Source organism: Allobosea sp., from assembly GCF_030694325.1.
In the GTDB taxonomy this organism is placed as follows: Bacteria; Pseudomonadota; Alphaproteobacteria; order Rhizobiales; family Beijerinckiaceae; genus Allobosea.
This window is the reverse complement of record NZ_JAUXYO010000022.1, coordinates 1-15,567: the sequence shown is the minus strand read 5'-3', so window position 1 is coordinate 15,567 and position 15,567 is coordinate 1. Positions and strand designations below refer to the sequence as shown.

General features: G+C 67.7%; 15 protein-coding genes. 7 read left to right on the top strand and 8 right to left on the bottom strand.

Annotated elements, in window-relative coordinates; genetic code table 11:
• Positions 1-43: 43 nt before the first annotated feature.
• The 7 genes from Q8M82_RS00970 to Q8M82_RS00940 all read left to right on the top strand — a co-directional run bounded on the left by Q8M82_RS00970 (position 44) and on the right by Q8M82_RS00940 (position 8,040).
• The gene (locus Q8M82_RS00970; protein WP_305689517.1) at positions 44-1,150 is read left to right on the top strand and encodes a mandelate racemase/muconate lactonizing enzyme family protein; all 1,107 of its coding nucleotides are present in this window, start codon (positions 44-46) and stop codon (positions 1,148-1,150) included.
• The gene (locus tag Q8M82_RS00965; protein WP_305689516.1) at positions 1,147-2,640 is read left to right on the top strand and encodes an aldehyde dehydrogenase family protein; all 1,494 of its coding nucleotides are present in this window, start codon (positions 1,147-1,149) and stop codon (positions 2,638-2,640) included. Before Q8M82_RS00970 ends, Q8M82_RS00965 begins: the two co-directional genes overlap by 4 nt.
• Positions 2,641-2,663: 23 nt before the next feature.
• On the top strand, positions 2,664-3,962 hold the full coding sequence (locus tag Q8M82_RS00960) for an NAD(P)/FAD-dependent oxidoreductase (protein ID WP_305689515.1): 1,299 nt from the start codon (positions 2,664-2,666) through the stop codon (positions 3,960-3,962).
• 151 nt (positions 3,963-4,113) lie between these two features.
• Positions 4,114-5,166, top strand: a complete 1,053-nt coding sequence (locus Q8M82_RS00955) for an ABC transporter substrate-binding protein (protein WP_305689514.1) — start codon at positions 4,114-4,116, stop codon at positions 5,164-5,166.
• A 26-nt stretch (positions 5,167-5,192) separates the two neighbouring features.
• A complete protein-coding gene (locus tag Q8M82_RS00950; RefSeq protein WP_305689513.1) occupies positions 5,193-6,311 on the top strand; it encodes an ABC transporter ATP-binding protein in 1,119 nt (372 codons plus the stop codon).
• Positions 6,308-7,222 carry an ABC transporter permease gene (locus tag Q8M82_RS00945; RefSeq protein ID WP_305689512.1) on the top strand — a complete coding sequence of 305 codons (915 nt, stop codon included), beginning with the start codon at positions 6,308-6,310 and terminating at the stop codon, positions 7,220-7,222. Before Q8M82_RS00950 ends, Q8M82_RS00945 begins: the two co-directional genes overlap by 4 nt.
• Positions 7,223-7,224: 2 nt before the next feature.
• Positions 7,225-8,040: an ABC transporter permease gene (locus Q8M82_RS00940; RefSeq protein WP_305689511.1), complete on the top strand. Its 816-nt coding sequence runs from the start codon at positions 7,225-7,227 to the stop codon at positions 8,038-8,040.
• Here Q8M82_RS00940 and Q8M82_RS00935 read toward each other — a convergent pair.
• The 8 genes from Q8M82_RS00935 to Q8M82_RS00900 all read right to left on the bottom strand — a co-directional run.
• Positions 8,037-9,641 carry an MFS transporter gene (locus Q8M82_RS00935; protein WP_305689510.1) on the bottom strand — a complete coding sequence of 535 codons (1,605 nt, stop codon included), beginning with the start codon at positions 9,639-9,641 and terminating at the stop codon, positions 8,037-8,039. The genes Q8M82_RS00940 and Q8M82_RS00935 overlap by 4 nt on opposite strands.
• A gap of 109 nt (positions 9,642-9,750) precedes the next feature.
• Entirely contained in the window at positions 9,751-11,724 is a 1,974-nt protein-coding gene (locus tag Q8M82_RS00930) for an amidohydrolase (RefSeq protein WP_305689509.1), read from the bottom strand.
• Positions 11,721-11,999: a XapX domain-containing protein gene (locus tag Q8M82_RS00925; protein ID WP_305689508.1), complete on the bottom strand. Its 279-nt coding sequence runs from the start codon at positions 11,997-11,999 to the stop codon at positions 11,721-11,723. The genes Q8M82_RS00930 and Q8M82_RS00925 overlap by 4 nt, the downstream gene beginning before the upstream one ends.
• Positions 12,000-12,061: 62 nt before the next feature.
• A complete protein-coding gene (locus Q8M82_RS00920) occupies positions 12,062-12,892 on the bottom strand; it encodes an alpha/beta fold hydrolase (protein WP_305689507.1) in 831 nt (276 codons plus the stop codon).
• A gap of 1 nt (position 12,893) precedes the next feature.
• A complete protein-coding gene (locus Q8M82_RS00915) occupies positions 12,894-13,547 on the bottom strand; it encodes a hydrolase (RefSeq protein ID WP_305689533.1) in 654 nt (217 codons plus the stop codon).
• Positions 13,548-13,601: 54 nt separating this feature from the next.
• Complete coding sequence (locus tag Q8M82_RS00910) at positions 13,602-14,018, bottom strand: response regulator transcription factor (protein WP_305689506.1); 417 nt, start codon at positions 14,016-14,018, stop codon at positions 13,602-13,604.
• 81 nt (positions 14,019-14,099) lie between these two features.
• A complete protein-coding gene (locus tag Q8M82_RS00905; RefSeq protein WP_305689532.1) occupies positions 14,100-14,732 on the bottom strand; it encodes a response regulator transcription factor in 633 nt (210 codons plus the stop codon).
• Positions 14,729-15,567 (bottom strand): sensor histidine kinase (locus Q8M82_RS00900; RefSeq protein ID WP_305689505.1); only part of this gene is annotated, 839 nt, incomplete at its 5' end. The genes Q8M82_RS00905 and Q8M82_RS00900, both read right to left, overlap by 4 nt.

The following is a 15,567-nucleotide window of genomic DNA, read 5'->3' as shown; positions in this document are numbered from 1 at the left end:
GCCGCAATCGCGCGGGCTCGCGGCGGCAGCATTGGCAGTGGCTATGAAGATCACGCGGCTCGAAAGCTTCTGCACGCCGGATGTCGGCTTCGTCCGCGTAACCTGCGAGGATGGCAGCCAGGGCTGGGGGCAGCTCTCGCCCTACAACGCGGACATCACCGCCACCGTCTTCCACCGCCAGGTCGCACGCTGGGCGATGGGCGAGGATGCGCTCGCCATCGACGAGCTCGTCGCCACGATCGGCGAGCGCGAGCACAAGTTTCCCGGCTCCTATCTCTGCCGCGCCCTGACCGGGCTCGACACCGCGCTCTGGGACTGGCGCGGGCGCAGGGAGCGCAAAAGCGTCTGCGAACTGCTCGGCGGCACGCCGCGGCCGTTCCCGGTCTACGCCTCCAGCATGAAGCGCGGCGAGATCACGCCGGAGGCGGAAGCGCAGCGTCTTGCCCGGTTGCGCGATGCCCATGGCTTCCGCGCCTTCAAGTTCCGGGTCGGGCGCGAGTGCGGCCGCGACCGGGACGAGTGGCCGGGCCGCACAGACGCGATCGTACCACAGGTACGCGCTGCGCTGGGAGACGAAGCGATCCTCCTGGTCGATGCCAATAGCGGCTATTCGCCGGCCCGCGCGATCGCGGTCGGCCGCATGCTGCAGGACCACGGAGTCGTGCATTTCGAGGAGCCCTGCCCCTATTGGGAACATGGCTGGACACGGGAAGTGCGCGAGGCGCTGGATCTCGACGTGACCGGCGGCGAGCAGGACTGCGACCTCGCGGTCTGGCGGGCGATGATCGAGGGCCGCGTCGTCGACGTGGTGCAACCCGACATCTGCTATATCGGCGGCGTCGGGCGCATGCTGACCGTGGCGCGCTGGGCGGCAGAGGCCGGTCTGCCGGTGACGCCGCATTCCGCCAACCAGTCGATGGTCACCGTCTTCACGCTGCACGTCATGGGCGCGCTCGCCAATGCCGGGCCCTATGTCGAATTCTCGATCGAGGGACCCGACTATTACCCCTGGGAGCAGGGCCTGCTGCGCAACCCGCCCAAGGCGAGGGACGGCATGGTCGCGATCCCCTCCGAGCCGGGCTGGGGGGTCGAGATCGAGCCGTCATGGCTGGACCGGGCCGACTACCAGGTGACCGAGGTCGCAACGTGAGCTTCGACCGGGCTGAACTTGTCGAGGAAGCGCGGCGGAGCGGCACGCTGGCGGGGCTGCCGCACGGGCATTTCATCGGCGGTCGCTTCGTGGCCTCCGTTTCCGGCGCGGAGATGGAGAGCTTCGATCCCGGGCGCGGCGTGCCGTTTGCGACCTTCGCGGCGGGCGACGCCAACGACGTCGCGCGGGCGGTGGCGGCGGCGCGGGCAGCCTTGTCGGGGCCCTGGTCCCGCCTGACGCCGGCGGCGCGGGGCGAGATCCTGATGCGGGCGAGCCATCTCCTGCGCGAGCGGGCCGCGCGCTTCGCCGTCGTCGAGACGCTCGATTCAGGCAAGCTGCTGGCCGAATCCGAGGGCGATGTCGGCGGCGTCGTCCGCTGCCTCGCCTATTACGCGGGGGCCGCCGACAAGCTGCAGGGCGACAGCGTGCCGCTCGGGCCGGACTATCTCGGTGTGACGATCGAGGAGCCGGTCGGCCTGGTCGCGCAGATCGTGCCCTGGAACTATCCGCTCTCGACCGCGGCCCGCGGCATCGCGCCGGCGCTGGCCGCCGGCTGCACGCTCGTCGTCAAGCCGGCCGAGCAGACGCCGTTCACAACGCTGATGCTGGCGGAGCTGCTGCACGACGCGGGGTTGCCGGCGGGCGTTCTCAACGTCGTCGCCGGGACCGGAGCCGAGGCCGGTGCCGCGCTCGTCGGCCATCCCGGCATCGACCACATCACCTTCACCGGCTCGGTCGCGACCGGCCAGCGCGTGATGCGGGCGGCGGCCGAGCATGTCACGCGGCTGCAGCTCGAACTCGGCGGCAAGTCGCCGGTCGTGCTGATGGCCGATTGCGAGATCGAGGCGGCCGTCGAGGGCGTGATCGGCGCGATCTACGAGAATGCCGGCCAGATCTGCTCGGCCGGCTCCCGGCTGATCGTGGAGGAGACGATCGCGCAGGAGGTGCTCGACCGGCTCGTCGTGCGCGTCGAGGCCATGACACTCGGGCATGGCCTGAGCGAGGCGCAGATCGGGCCGATCAATTCGCCCCTGCAGCTGGCGCGAATCGACGCCCATGTCGAGCGTGCGCGCACTGCGGGCAACCGCATCCTGACCGGCGGCGGCATCGTTCCCGACGCCGAGTGCGGCGGGGGCTGGTTCTACCGGCCGACCATCATCCTCGCTGATGGCCTCGACGATCCGCTGGTGCAGGAGGAGATCTTCGGGCCTGTCCTGACGGTGCAGATCGTCCAGGGGCTCGACGAGGCGATCGCCGCCGCGAACGCGACGCCCTATGCCCTCGTCGCCGGCATCTACACGCGCGACCATGCCAGCGCCTGGCGCTTCGCCCGGGCGGTCGATGCGGGCCAGGTCTACATCAACGAGTTCTTCGCCGGCGGCGTCGCCATGCCCTTCGGCGGCAACCGGAAATCCGGTTTCGGCCGGGCCAAGGGCATGGCGGGCTTGCGCAGCTACTGCAAGCTCAAGAGTGTGGTGGCGCGGCTCTGATGCGGCCGGGAGGATACGACCGTATGTCGAGCGATCTGTTCAGCGCCGATTTCAAGGCGGCGCCCTATTGGTGGGATGGCGTGCCGCGCCCCGATTTGCCGGCCTTGGACCCGCCACAGCAGGTCGATGTCGTCATCGTCGGCTCGGGCTACACCGGTCTCCAGGCGGCGCTCCAGATCGCGCGCGGCGGACGCAGCACGGTGGTGCTCGACGCCGAGGCCGCCGGCTTCGGCTGCAGCACGCGCAATGGCGGCCAGATCTCGACGAGCATCAAGCCGGGCCTGGCGGAACTGACCCGCCGCCATGGCGAGGCCAGGGCTGTCGCGATCCTGAAGGAGGGCCGGCGCTCGCTGACATGGCTCGGCGAATTCGTTCGCGACGAGGGCATCGACTGCAACTTTGGCGTGGTCGGGCGGTTCCACGCCGCCCATTCGCCGGGACACTACGAGGAACTGGCGCGGAGCGTCGCGAACCAGCCCAAGGGCCTCGAGGTCGCCTGCCACATCGTGCCCCGGGCCGAGCAGCACAGCGAGATCGGTTCGGACCTCTATCATGGTGGCGCGATCTTCGCCGAGCACGCCTCGATCGACCCGGCGCGCTACCATCAGGGGCTGCTGGAGCGCGTCCTGGCCACGGGCGCGCAGCTGGTGCCGTTCTGCCCGGCGACGGCGATCGCGCGCTCCGGCCAGGGCTTTCGGGTCGAGACTCCGCGCGGGACCATCGATGCGCGCGACGTGGTCATCGCCACCAACGGCTATACCGGCCCGCTCACCGGGTGGATGCGCCGCCGCGTCATCCCGATCGGCAGCTATGTGATCGCGACCGAGGCGCTCGACCCGGCGCTCGTGGACAAGCTCATTCCGCGTAACCGCATCGTCAGCGACACCCGCAAGGTCGTCTATTATTACCGCGCCTCGCCGGACCGGCGCCGCATCCTGTTCGGCGGGCGTGTCTCGCTGAGCGAGACCGATCCGCGCCGCAGCGGACCGAAGCTCCATGCCGATCTCGCGGGGATCTTTCCCGAATTGGCGACGACCCGCATCAGCCATTCCTGGTGCGGCTTCGTCGCCTACACCTTCGACGAGCTGGCGCATATCGGCCGCCATGACGGCATGTACTACGCCATGGGCTATTGCGGCTCGGGGGTGGGCATGGCGAGCTATCTCGGCATGCGGCTGGGCCAGCAGGTGCTCGGCCTAGCGGAGGGCGCGACCGCCTTCGACGATCTGCCGTTCCAGACCAGGCCGTTTTACAGCGGCAACCCCTGGTTTCTGGCACCATCCGTGCTGTTCTACCGCTGGCGCGACCGGCTGGCACGATGATCGGCCGGATTGGCATTCCCGAATTCTCAGAATGGACCTTATGGGCAGACCAATTCCAACAAACTCTCCAGCGTGACAGAGGTGGGACGGGGCGCCGCGGCGACCTTCCGACTGCCGATGCAACTGTGTCGCTCAGATCAGGAGAAATGACATGCCCCAGCCGATCCTGCCGTCGCGATCGACCCTCGTCCTTCTCCTCAGCCTCGTCGGCGCGATGCCGGCCTTCGCCCAGGAGCTCACCGTCGTCTCCTTCGGCGGTTCCTACCAGGAGGCGCAGAGCAAGGCGCTGTTCGTGCCTGCCGCCAAGAAGCTCGGCATCAAGCTCAAGGAAGAAACCTATAGCGGCATCGCCGATCTGCGCCTCAAGGTGAAGGCCGGCGCCGTGACCTGGGACATCGTCGCCAGCGGCTCAGGCAGCGCGGCGCGCGCCGGCGCCGAGGGCATCCTCGAGAAACTGGACTACAAGATCATCGACACCTCGAACTTCATTCCCGGCACGGCGCAGGAGCATTGCGTCGGCGGCGACGTATTCTCGACGGTGCTGGCCTGGAACACCAAGACCTATGGCCAGAACGGGCCGCAGAGCTGGGCCGATTTCTGGGACGTGAAGAAATTTCCCGGCAAGCGCTCCTACCGCAAGGGCGTAGCGGGCTCTCTCGAGCCGGCCCTGATGGCCGACGGCGTGCCGCCGGAGAAGGTCTATGAGGTTCTGTCGCAGCCCGGCGGCATCGACCGCGCGATCAAGAAGATCCGCGAGCTGAAGCCCCATGTCGCGGTGTGGTGGGCGTCCGGCGCCCAGCACGCCCAGCTCATGAAGGACGGCGAGGTCGACATGATCACCGGCTGGAACGGCCGCTTCGACGTCGCCGCCAAGGACGGGGCGAAGGTCGCCTACACCTTCAACCAGGGCCTGCTCGACTATGATTGCTACGGCATCGCCAAGGGCGCGCCGAACAAGGATCTGGCGATGAAGTTCCTCGCCGAGATCAGCAAGCCGGAATACCAGGCCGAGTTCACCAAATACATCACCTACGGGCCGACCAACAAGAAAGCCTATGAGCTCGGCCTGATCGAGGCGGCCTATGCCAAGACCCTGCCGTCCCATCCCGACAATGCGGCCAAGCAACTGCCGATCGACCTCGCCTGGTACACCAAGTTCGAGGCGCAGGCTTCGGCCGCTTACCAGAACATGCTAACCGAATGAGGCAGGCGGCCGATCAAGGGGAGCCGATGGCGATGCCCGCCGCGGCTTCCCCCGCTCCCGCGATGGGCAATGCCCTGCCCATCGCCGTCCGGCGCCTGAGCAAGGCCTATGGCGCTGTGAGCGTGCTCGACGAGGTCGATCTCGACGTCCGGCCCGGCGAATTCCTGACCCTTTTGGGGCCGTCGGGCTCGGGCAAGACCACCCTGCTGATGGCGATCGCCGGCTTCCTGCGCCCCGACAAGGGCAGCATCCGCTTTGGCGAGCGCGAGGTCGTCCGGCTGGCGCCGCACAAGCGCGAGATCGGCATGGTCTTCCAGAACTATGCCCTGTTTCCGCATATGAGCGTCGCCCGCAATATCGGTTTCCCGCTGCGGCTGCGGCGTGTGCCGGCGGCCGAGATCGCCCGGCGCGTCGAGGCCGCGCTGGAGATGTTCCAGCTCGGCGGCTATGGCGAGCGCAGCATCACCCAGCTTTCGGGCGGCCAGCGCCAGCGCGTCGCCCTGGCTCGCGCCATCGTCTTCGAGCCGCGCATCATCCTGATGGACGAGCCCCTGTCGGCGCTCGACAAGCAGCTGCGCGAGCGCATGCAGATCGAGCTGCGGCAGCTCCATGACCGGCTCGGCACCACCACCGTCTACGTCACGCACGACCAGCGCGAGGCGCTGACCATGTCCGACCGCATCGCCGTGCTCGATCGCGGCCGGATCGCCCGGATCGATGTGCCGCGCGCGATCTACGACCATCCGGGCAGCCGCTTCGTGGCGGAGTTCATCGGTGAATCCTCCTTCCTCGACGTCGATGTCGCCAACGGCGTCTGCCGTGCGGCGGGCACCGTCATCCGGGCGCCGCAGGTTCCGGTGGCGCAGGGCCATTGCGTGATGATGCTGCGGCCCGAGCGGCTGCGCATTCTGGACGGCAGCGAGAGCGAGGCGATGAACCGCTTCGACGGCAAGGTGCTGAGCGCCATCTATCAGGGCGACACGCTGCTGCTGCAGATCGTGCTGACCGATGGCAGCCCGGTGACCCTGCGCATGGCGACGCGCGGCGATGACGCACCACCGCCGGCCCGCGGCTCGCCCGTCGCGGTCGGCATCGCGGTCGGCGACACGGTCCTGCTCGCCGATGAAGCGGGGGCTCGGGCTTGACTGCGCCCCCGCTCGACCTCGCCCCGGACGCGGGGGCCGATTTCCACGCCGCGGCGCTGCGCCGCGACCACTGGCGCGAAAGGCTGGGGCTGGCCGCGCTGGCGGCGCCGGCGCTTCTGCTGGTCGGCGTCATGGTGCTGCTGCCCGTGGGCTGGCTGTTCGGCCTGTCGTTCCAGGACGATGCGGGCGCACTGAGCCTCGAGCATTACCGCCGCATGCTGGCCGAGCCCTCCTATGGCCGGACCTTCCGCACCACCTTCGAGATCAGCCTCGCGACCACGGTCATCTGCGTCCTGCTCGGCTATCCGCTCGCCTATTTCCTGTCGCAGCTGCCGCGGCGTGCGGCCAATCTCTGCATGATCGCGGTGCTCCTGCCGTTCTGGACGTCGTTGCTCGTGCGCACCTATGCCTGGCTGGTGCTGCTGCAGCGCAGCGGCCTGATCAACACATGGGGGATGCAGCTCGGCCTCTGGAGCGAACCGCTGCAGCTCGTCCACAATGTCGGCGGCACGCTGATCGGCATGGTCCACATCATGCTGCCCTTCCTCGTCCTGCCGCTCTACAGCACGATGCGGGCGATCGACCGCGATCTGCTGCGCGCCGCCTCCAGCCTCGGTTCGACGCCGGCCCACGGCTTCTGGGCTGTGTTCTTTCCGCTGTCGCTGCCGGGGCTCGCCGCCGGCTCGGCGCTGGTCTTCGTGCTGTCCCTGGGCTTCTACGTGACCCCGGCCATGCTCGGCGGCGGTAAGGTGACGATGGTCTCCAACCGGATCGCCAACGACATCGAGCTGTTCTTCAACTGGGGCGCGGCGAGCGCGCTCGGCGTCGTGCTGCTGGTGATCACGCTCGTCGTCCTCGTGCTGGCGGCGCGGCTCTCGCGCGGCGCCGGCCTGTTCGGCGGAGGACATTGAGCATGGGCTGGCTCGACCGTGCCGCCAGCGATACGCAGATCACGCATCGCTCGCGGCTCTGGCTCTACGCCGTCGGCGTCCTGGTCCTGGCGTTCCTCGCCCTGCCGACGCTCATCGTGATCCCGATGTCGTTCTCCCACTCGCAATATCTCGAGTTCCCACCACGGCAATGGTCGCTGCGCTGGTACGAGGCCTATTTTGCCTCGGGAAGCTGGATGGCGGCGACCGCGACCTCGCTCAAGGCGGGGATCTGCACGGCGCTGCTGGCGACGCCGGTCGGCACGCTCGCCGCCTATGGCCTGCATGTCTCGCGGCTGCGTTTCGCCGGGATCGCGATCCTGGCTCTGCTGACGCCGACCATCGTCCCGGTCATCCTCGTCGGCATCGCGCTGTTTTACGCCTTCGTCCAGCTGAAGATGGTCAATTCCTTCCTCGGCATCGTGCTGGCGCACACGATCCTGGCCGTGCCGATCGTGATGATGATCATCGGCTCGGCCCTGAAGAGCTTCGATCTCGACCAGGAGCGCGTCGCGCGCAGCCTCGGCGCGACGCGGACGCAGGCCTTCGTCCAGGTGACGATGCCGCAGATCCGCTTCGCCATCGTCACCGCGGCGCTGCTGTCGTTCCTTACGTCCTTCGACGAGGTCGTGGTCTCGCTGTTCGTTTCGGGCGGCGACAACTCGACGCTGACGCGGGCGATGTTCATGGCCCTGCGCGATCAGATCGACCCGACCATCGCGGCGATCTCGACGATCATGATCGTCATCACCTCGCTGCTGCTGGCGGTCTCCCAGTGGAGCGGGAAGAGCGCCCCCTAGAGCATGGCTTCGACCGTCAGGAAATGCCGCACCGCAGGCTTGGTTGGGCCAAGATGGAAGCGGATGGCCTCAGCCTGCAGGTCCGCATCGGCCTTCGAGACGCGCTTGTGCTGGCGCAGATGCTCGGCCCAGGACTCGACCATGAACCATTCGACGATGGCATCCGGATCGGCGGCATCCTCGGTGACGCCCCAGCGATAGGCGCCGTCGCGGCGTCGCTCATGCGACAGGCGATTCAATGCCTCCAGGAAGGCCGGCCGTTCGGCCCTGGCGACGCGATACTCGATCAGGACCAGGACCGGGCCGCGATCATGTGCGACGGGTTCCGCCGTCAGCGGCTCGGGCCAGTGGTTGGATGCGGCCAGATCGGCCTCGCCCTTCGGCAGCCTGACACGGTGAAAGGCGAGGCCGGCGAGAAGAAGGCAGGCGGCGCCGATGATGAGCGTCGCCGGCACACCGAGTTCCTGCGCGACCAGCCCCCAGCAGAGGCTTCCGGCCGTCATCGCACCGTTGAAGACGGTGAGATAGACCGCCAGCGCCCGTCCCCGCACCCAGTTGGGCAGGATCGCCTGCGCGGCGCCGTTCAGCGTCGTCAGGGCGACGATCCAGGCTGCGCCCAACAGCAGCAGGGCCGCCAGCGCCAGCGGCTTGGGAGGGCCGAGCGCCAGCACCGCCATGACGACTGCCGTGACGCTCGCGACGCCGAGCAGCAATTGGTCCGCGTCGAGACGCTTGCGCAGGCTTGGCAGGATCAGAGCACCAATGATCGCGCCGGCTCCGACGCAACCCAGCATGATGCCGTAGAAGCGCGCATCGCCGGCGAGCAGGTTGCGCCCGACCAGCGGCAGCAGGGCCCAGACCGCGCTGGCACAGGCAAAAAACACCGCCGTGCGCAACAGCACGACATGCAGTTCCTTGCTGGCGCGCGCATAGCGCAGGCCGGCCCGGAAGGCGCCGGCGAAGCGCTCCGACAAGACATCGTCGGCGCCCTTGGCGCGCGGCCACCAGATCAACGCTGCGATGACGAAGACGTAGCTCAGGACATCGGCGCCATAGGTGACGGCCGCGCCAAAGGCGGCCAGCAGCAGGCCGCCAGCCGCAGGGCCGATCGAGCGCGCGATGTTGATGCCGAGCGAGTTCAGGGCGACGGCGTTCTTCACGTCCGATCGGGGCACCAGTTCGGGAACGATGGCCTGCCAGGTCGGCCCCATCAGGGCGGCGCCGATGCCGCCGAGGAAGGTCAGGGCAACGATCGAACTGACGCTCAGAAGCCCGAGATGCGACAGCACCATCAGGCAGATGCTGACGGCGGCCAGCAGAAGCTGGATTGCGATCAGGAATTTGCGGCGGTCCAGAATGTCGGAAAGCACGCCTGCGGGTATCGCCAGCAGGAAAATCGGCAAGGTGCCGGCGGCCTGGACGAGGGCGATCGCCGCCGGCGATGCCGAAAGGTCCGTCACCAGCCAGGCGCTGGCGACGTCGCGCATGAAGCTGCCGGTGTTGCCGAGCACGGTGGCTGCCCAGAGCACGGCGAAGACCGGTTGCTTCAGCGGCGAGAAGGCGCCGGAATCGGCATGAGCCCTGGTTCCGGAATCGCTCATGGTCGCCGTTCCGCTGCCCGAACGGATTCAGGTAGACTACGCAGGGCGACCAGCAGGAAGACGCCGGCCAGACCTGGATGCGTGACGGCTCCAGCGGGGTCCGCCATCATCAGAACGCCCAGCAGGAGCAGCCGAGCGCCCCCCAGAAGGCGGCCTCGTCGCGGGCGGGCGCAGCGGCGCCGAGCGCCGCCGCGTGGCCGTGGCCGTGGACGCCGCAGGCGCAGTCACAGCCGCAGGCCGCCATCAGCGCGTATTTGCGGTCGTCCTTGGCCGCCGCACGCTGCTGGTAGCCCCCGAAGGTCCGCACCGGCGACCAGTCGGGCATGGCGGGCGCCAGCGGCGGGCTCAACGGCGCGAAATCTCCCGCGCCGAAGACGACCTTGCCGCCGAGCAGGGTCAGCACGCTCTCGATGTCCTGGATCTCGTCCTCGGGCACGGACATGTAGTCGCGGTCGAGCACGACGAGGTCGGCGAGCTGGCCGGTCTTGAGCTGGCCCTTCTTGCCCTCTTCGGTGGAGAACCAGGTGTTGGCTTCCGTCCAGAGACGCAGCGCGCTCTCGCGGTCGAGCAGATTGCGTTGCGGATAGAGCTTGAGGCCGCCGACGGTCTTGCCGGTGACGAGCCAGGCGAGCGAGACCCAGGGATTGTAGCTGGCGACGCGGGTCGCGTCGGTGCCGGCGCCGACCTTGACGCCGGCCTCGAGCATGCGGGCGACCGGAGGCGAGCGCTCGGCCGCCCTGGCGCCGTAGCGCTCGACGAAATCCTCGCCCTGGAAGGCCATGCGGTGCTGCACGGCGATGCCGCCGCCCAACGCGGCGATGCGGTCGATGTTGCGGTCGCTGATCGTCTCGCAGTGGTCGAAGAACCAGTGCAGTCCTTCCAGCGGGATGTCGCGATCGACCTTTTCGAAGACGTCGAGCGCACGCGTGATCGTCTCGTCATAGGTCGCGTGCAGGCGCCAGGGCCAGCGCTGCTCCGCGAGCAGCCGGACGACGGGTTCGAGATCGGCCTCCATCGAGGGCGGCATCTCGGGGCGCTCGACCTTGAAATCCTCGAAATCGGCTGCCGAATAGACCAGCATCTCGCCGGCGCCGTTGTGGCGGTAGAGATCATCGCCCTGGCCGGGCCTGACCTGCTTGGCCCAGCCTGCGAAATCCGACAGCTCTTCCTTCGGCTTCTGGGTGAACAGGTTGTAGGCCAGCCGCAGTGTCAGCTCGCCATCGGCATGCAGCTTCTCGATGATGGCGTAGTCGTCGGGGTAGTTCTGGTAGCCCCCACCGGCATCGATGATCGAGGTGACGCCGAGCCGGTTCATTTCGCGCATGAAGTGACGCGTCGAGTTGAGCTGGTATTCGGGCGGGAGCCTCGGCCCCTTGGCGAGGGTCGCATAGAGGATGGTGGCGTTGGGCTTGGCCAAGAGCAGCCCGGTGGGGTTGCCGTTCTTGTCCCTGACGATCTCGCCGCCGGGCGGATCCGGCGTGTCCCTGGTGTAGCCGGCAGCTCGCAACGCGGCCCCGTTCAGCAAGGCGCGGTCGTAGAGATGCAGGATGAAGACCGGTGTGTCCGGCGCGATCGCGTTGATCTCGTCCAGCGTCGGAAGGCGCTTCTCCGCGAACTGGCGCTCCGTGAACCCACCGACGACGCGCACCCATTGCGGCGGCGGCGTCACGGCGACTTGCGCGCGCAGCATCTCCATAGCGCGACCGAGCGAACGCACGCCATCCCAGCGCAGTTCCATGTTGTAGTTCAGTCCGCCGCGGATGATGTGCATGTGGCTGTCGATCAGCCCTGGCACGACGCGGCGGCGGCCGAGGTCCATGGTTTTGGTGTCGGCTCCGGCGAGCGCCTGCATCTCGGCCCGCGTGCCGACGCCGAGAAAGCGGCCGTCGGCGATGGCGAGGGCCTCCGGGTTGGGATTGCCGGGGTCCAGCGTCGTGAAGCGGCCATTGACGAGAATAAGGTCTGCGATCATCGCGCGGGCTCCCGGGCCGGAGGTCTGGGCTGACGGCGCGCCGCCGATCAGCGTGGCGAGCGCGCCGGCGGCAGCGCCGAGCGCCGTCTCTCGGCGTGTCGGGGGCGTCATGAGAGCCGCCTGCCAGGCTCGTGCTCGGCGTCCTTGTCGGGGCGAACCGGCAGGGTGCCGAAGATGTGCTCTCCGCATTCGCTCTTGAGCCACCCCAGGCTCAAGCCTTCAGCCGCGAACAGCCGCTTGGTGATCGGGACGATCTGCTCGCCGGCCAGGATGCCGAGCAGGCCCACCAGCGCAACCACCGGTGGGGCCGGCGAGCGCACATTCAGCAGGCTGTAGATGATTCCGACGACGAGACCGGCGCCGAGCGCCAGCAGATAGGGTTTCATCGCTTCGTCCCGTGATCCGGAAGACGGAATTGGGGGTCGCTCGGGAGCGGCCCGCCGGGGTCTCAGCCCTTGATGAAGGCGAGCAGGTCGGCGTTCACGACGTCGGCATGCGTGGTGCAGAGCCCGTGCGGCAGGCCGGGATAGACCTTGAGCGTGCCCTGCTTCAGGTGCTTGATTGATTCATGCGCGGAGGCGCCAATCGGCACGATCTGGTCGTCATCGCCATGCATCACCAGCGTCGGCACGGCGCAGGCCTTGAGATCCTCGGTGAAATCGGTCTCGGAGAAGGCCTTGATGCCGTCGTAATGAGCCTTGGCGCCACCCATCATGCCTTGGCGCCACCAATTCCAGATCACGCCCTGGTCGACCTTCGCGCCCGGCCGATTGTAGCCGTAGAACGGGCCGGCCGGCACGTCATGGAAGAACTGGGCGCGGTTATCGGCCAGTGCCTTGCGGAAGCCGTCGAAGACCTCGAGCGGCAGGCCGCCCGGATTGGCCTCGGTCTTGAGCATCAGCGGCGGCACGGCGCCGATCAGCACGAGCTTGGCGACGCGGCCGGCGCCGTGCTTCACCGTGTAGTGCAGGGCCTGACCGCCACCGGTCGAGTGGCCGATATGGACGGCGTTGCGGAGATCGAGCTTGTCGACCACCGCCGCGCTGTCCGCGGCGTAGTGGTCCATGTCGTGGCCGTCCCAGACCTGCGAGGAGCGGCCATGGCCGCGCCGGTCATGGGCGACGACGCGATAGCCCTTACCGAGGAAGAACAGCATCTGGCCGTCCCAATCGTCGCTGCTCAGCGGCCAGCCATGGTGGAACACGATCGGCTGGGCATCCTTCGGCCCCCAATCCTTGTAGAAGATCTCAACCCCGTCGCTCGTCGTGACAAAGCTCATTTCAGTGGCCCTCCTGTGCGCCGAACATCGTCTTGGCGTAGGTGATGCCGAGACCGTAGGCGCCGCCAACTTTCTTGCCGATGCCGGTCGTCAGCTCGTAGGTCTCGGTTCGTGCCCAGTCGCGCTGCAGTTCGAGCAGGTATTGCAACGATGTCATCGGCCGCGCGCCGGCCTGGATCATGCGTTGCATCGCCCGTTCATGCGCCTCGTCCGAGATGTCGCCGCAGGCATCGGCGATGACGAAGACCTCGAAGCCTTGGTCGAGCGCCGACAGCGCCGGCCCCACGATGCAAACCCCGGTCCAAAGCCCCGCTAGCACGATGCGCGGTTTGCCGATTTCATTGACGCGGGCGATGACTGCAGCATCCTCCCAGGTGTTCATCGACGTCCTGTCGAGCAGCACCTGGCCTGGAAAGGCCGCGGTGATCTCCTCAAACATCGGCCCGGAGAAGCTGTCGACGGCGACAGTGGTCAGGATGGTCGCCACGCCGAAGCCGGCGGCTGCCTGCGATACCAGCGCCGCATTGTTGCGCAGCGTGACAGCATCGATCGATTTCGTCGCGAAGGCCATCTGCGACTGGAAATCGATCATGATGAGCGTGTGATCGCGGGGCGTCAGAAGGCCTTTGCCGGGGGTCGCTGTCGCCTGAACCATCTGCGCTCTCCTGATTGAGCCCAATGGGTAGGTGGCGGCCGCAGGTCGGCGCAATTATTCGGTGGGTCCGGTCGCGCTGAGCTTTCGTATAGCCGCGCCGGATCGCACGGCTTGCCGAAGGCAGAGCAGAAGCGTCTCGGGATCGAACGGCTTGGCGAGGTATCCGTGCAGGCCGGCCGCCGCGGCGAAGTCCCGCGTCGCCTCGTCGGGGTAGGCCGTCATCAGGATCATCGGAACCGCCTGGGCCGATCGGGTGAGCTGGTGATGCAGATCCAGGCCGCCCATGCCGGGCATGCGGACATCCGCAATCACGCATCGCGTCATGGGCCGCAGCACGGACGACAGAAACGTCGCGGCGCTGTCGCAGGCGAATGTTCGGTAGCCCATGGCCGAGACCAGGCTGGTGACAGCTTCCCGCGCCGCCGCATCGTCATCGACGATGGCAATGAGCGCGCCTTCTGGTTTCGTCATGCTTCCGGCCGCCGGGCTCCGTCGGTCTCGATCATCAGGGTGGGCCGAGGTTGGCGGCAATTATGCTCAAGCATCGCCGGGCTATCCGTCGCCGCCGCCCACGGCTTCCGCGATCCTGTCCGACAGCCGCACGAGATCGGCCAGCGACGCCGCCTGCAGCTTCTGCATGACTTGGGCGCGATGGACCTTGACGGTGATTTCGCTGAGTTGGAGAGACGCTGCGATCTGCTTGTTCATCAGACCGCTCGCCACCAGCGGCAGAATTTCCCGCTCTCGCGGCGTCAGGGTTTGGAAGCGAGTCCGGAGCACATCGATCTCTTTCAGCCGGCGGCGCCGATCGAGATCCAGCGCGAGACCCTTGTGGACCGCATCGAGCAGGTCCTGGTCGCGGAACGGTTTGGTCAGAAACTCGATCGCGCCGGCCTTCATGGCTGCGACGGACATCTGGACGTCGCCATGGCCTGTGATGAAAACGATGGGGAAGCGGCGCCCCAGACCGTTCAATTCGCGCTGGAACTCCAGCCCGCTCGTGCCAGGCAGCCGGACATCGAGGACGAGGCAGGCCGGCCCGTCATGAGGATCGGCAGCGAGGAAGTCCTGTGTCGAATGAAACGACGCGACCGCGTGGCCGACCGAGCGGAGCAGGCTCTCGACCGAGGCACGCATGGCGGGGTTGTCGTCGACAACGAAGACGAGCGCGGCCTCGGAACTCACGGGCTGTCCTCCGATGGGGTGTCGTGTTCGAGCGTGGTCGGCAGCGAGAAGGTGAACACCGCACCCCGCGGTCTGTTCGATGACGTCCACAGCCGCCCACCATGCGCCTCGATCGTGGACCGGCAGAACATCAGCCCCATTCCCATGCCGTCAGCCTTTGTCGTGAAGAAGGGCTCGAATATCCTGTCGAGCGTCGCGGAGTCCAATCCAGGGCCCGTATCCGCGACACTGACGACAACCTCGCTGTGGTCGTTGACGCTCGTGCCGATGCGGAGGCGGCGTTGTCGCGCCGGGATGGGTCGCATCGCCTCAACCGCGTTGTCGATCAGGTTGGCGACCACCTGCTGCAACTGGATGGCGTTGCCGATCACGAAAGGCGCTCGGCAGTCCAGATCCAACGTGACCGCGCCATCGTCCAGCCGGAGCTCGACGCCCGACTGTTTCACCACCTGCTCGATCAGCAGGTTCAAGTCGAGCGGCGTGCGCTCGCGCGTCCCCTTCATGAACATGGTCCGGATGCTCGAAACTACCTTGTTGGCCCGGTGGCCCTCCTCGACGATCCGCCGCATCGCAGCCCTGGCTTCATCGAGGGCGGGCTGCGGCTTGTCGAGCCAGCGCAGGCCCGCATTGGCATTGGTGACCATGCTGCCCAGCGGCTGGTTGACCTCGTGGGCGATCGTCGCCGACAGGGCTTCCATCGCGGTCAGCCGGTTCTGGCGCGCGCGCCGTTCGGCAGCCGTGGCGCGCGCGAGGCGGGCATAGACCGCGATCGTCTCGGTCAGCATCACGACGAGAATGATGCTCGCCGAGACCAGGCCGGAGAAACGCCCCGCCC

Coding starts and splice junctions, on each gene's coding strand:
- Q8M82_RS00915 (WP_305689533.1), bottom strand. CDS start 13,547: ATGGTTCAGGCGACAGCGACCCCCGGCAAAGGCCTTCTGACGCCCCGC.
- Q8M82_RS00960 (WP_305689515.1), top strand. CDS start 2,664: ATGTCGAGCGATCTGTTCAGCGCCGATTTCAAGGCGGCGCCCTATTGG.
- Q8M82_RS00925 (WP_305689508.1), bottom strand. CDS start 11,999: ATGAAACCCTATCTGCTGGCGCTCGGCGCCGGTCTCGTCGTCGGAATC.
- Q8M82_RS00940 (WP_305689511.1), top strand. CDS start 7,225: ATGGGCTGGCTCGACCGTGCCGCCAGCGATACGCAGATCACGCATCGC.
- Q8M82_RS00970 (WP_305689517.1), top strand. CDS start 44: ATGAAGATCACGCGGCTCGAAAGCTTCTGCACGCCGGATGTCGGCTTC.
- Q8M82_RS00910 (WP_305689506.1), bottom strand. CDS start 14,018: ATGACGAAACCAGAAGGCGCGCTCATTGCCATCGTCGATGACGATGCG.
- Q8M82_RS00935 (WP_305689510.1), bottom strand. CDS start 9,641: ATGAGCGATTCCGGAACCAGGGCTCATGCCGATTCCGGCGCCTTCTCG.
- Q8M82_RS00955 (WP_305689514.1), top strand. CDS start 4,114: ATGCCCCAGCCGATCCTGCCGTCGCGATCGACCCTCGTCCTTCTCCTC.
- Q8M82_RS00950 (WP_305689513.1), top strand. CDS start 5,193: ATGGCGATGCCCGCCGCGGCTTCCCCCGCTCCCGCGATGGGCAATGCC.
- Q8M82_RS00920 (WP_305689507.1), bottom strand. CDS start 12,892: ATGAGCTTTGTCACGACGAGCGACGGGGTTGAGATCTTCTACAAGGAT.
- Q8M82_RS00930 (WP_305689509.1), bottom strand. CDS start 11,724: ATGACGCCCCCGACACGCCGAGAGACGGCGCTCGGCGCTGCCGCCGGC.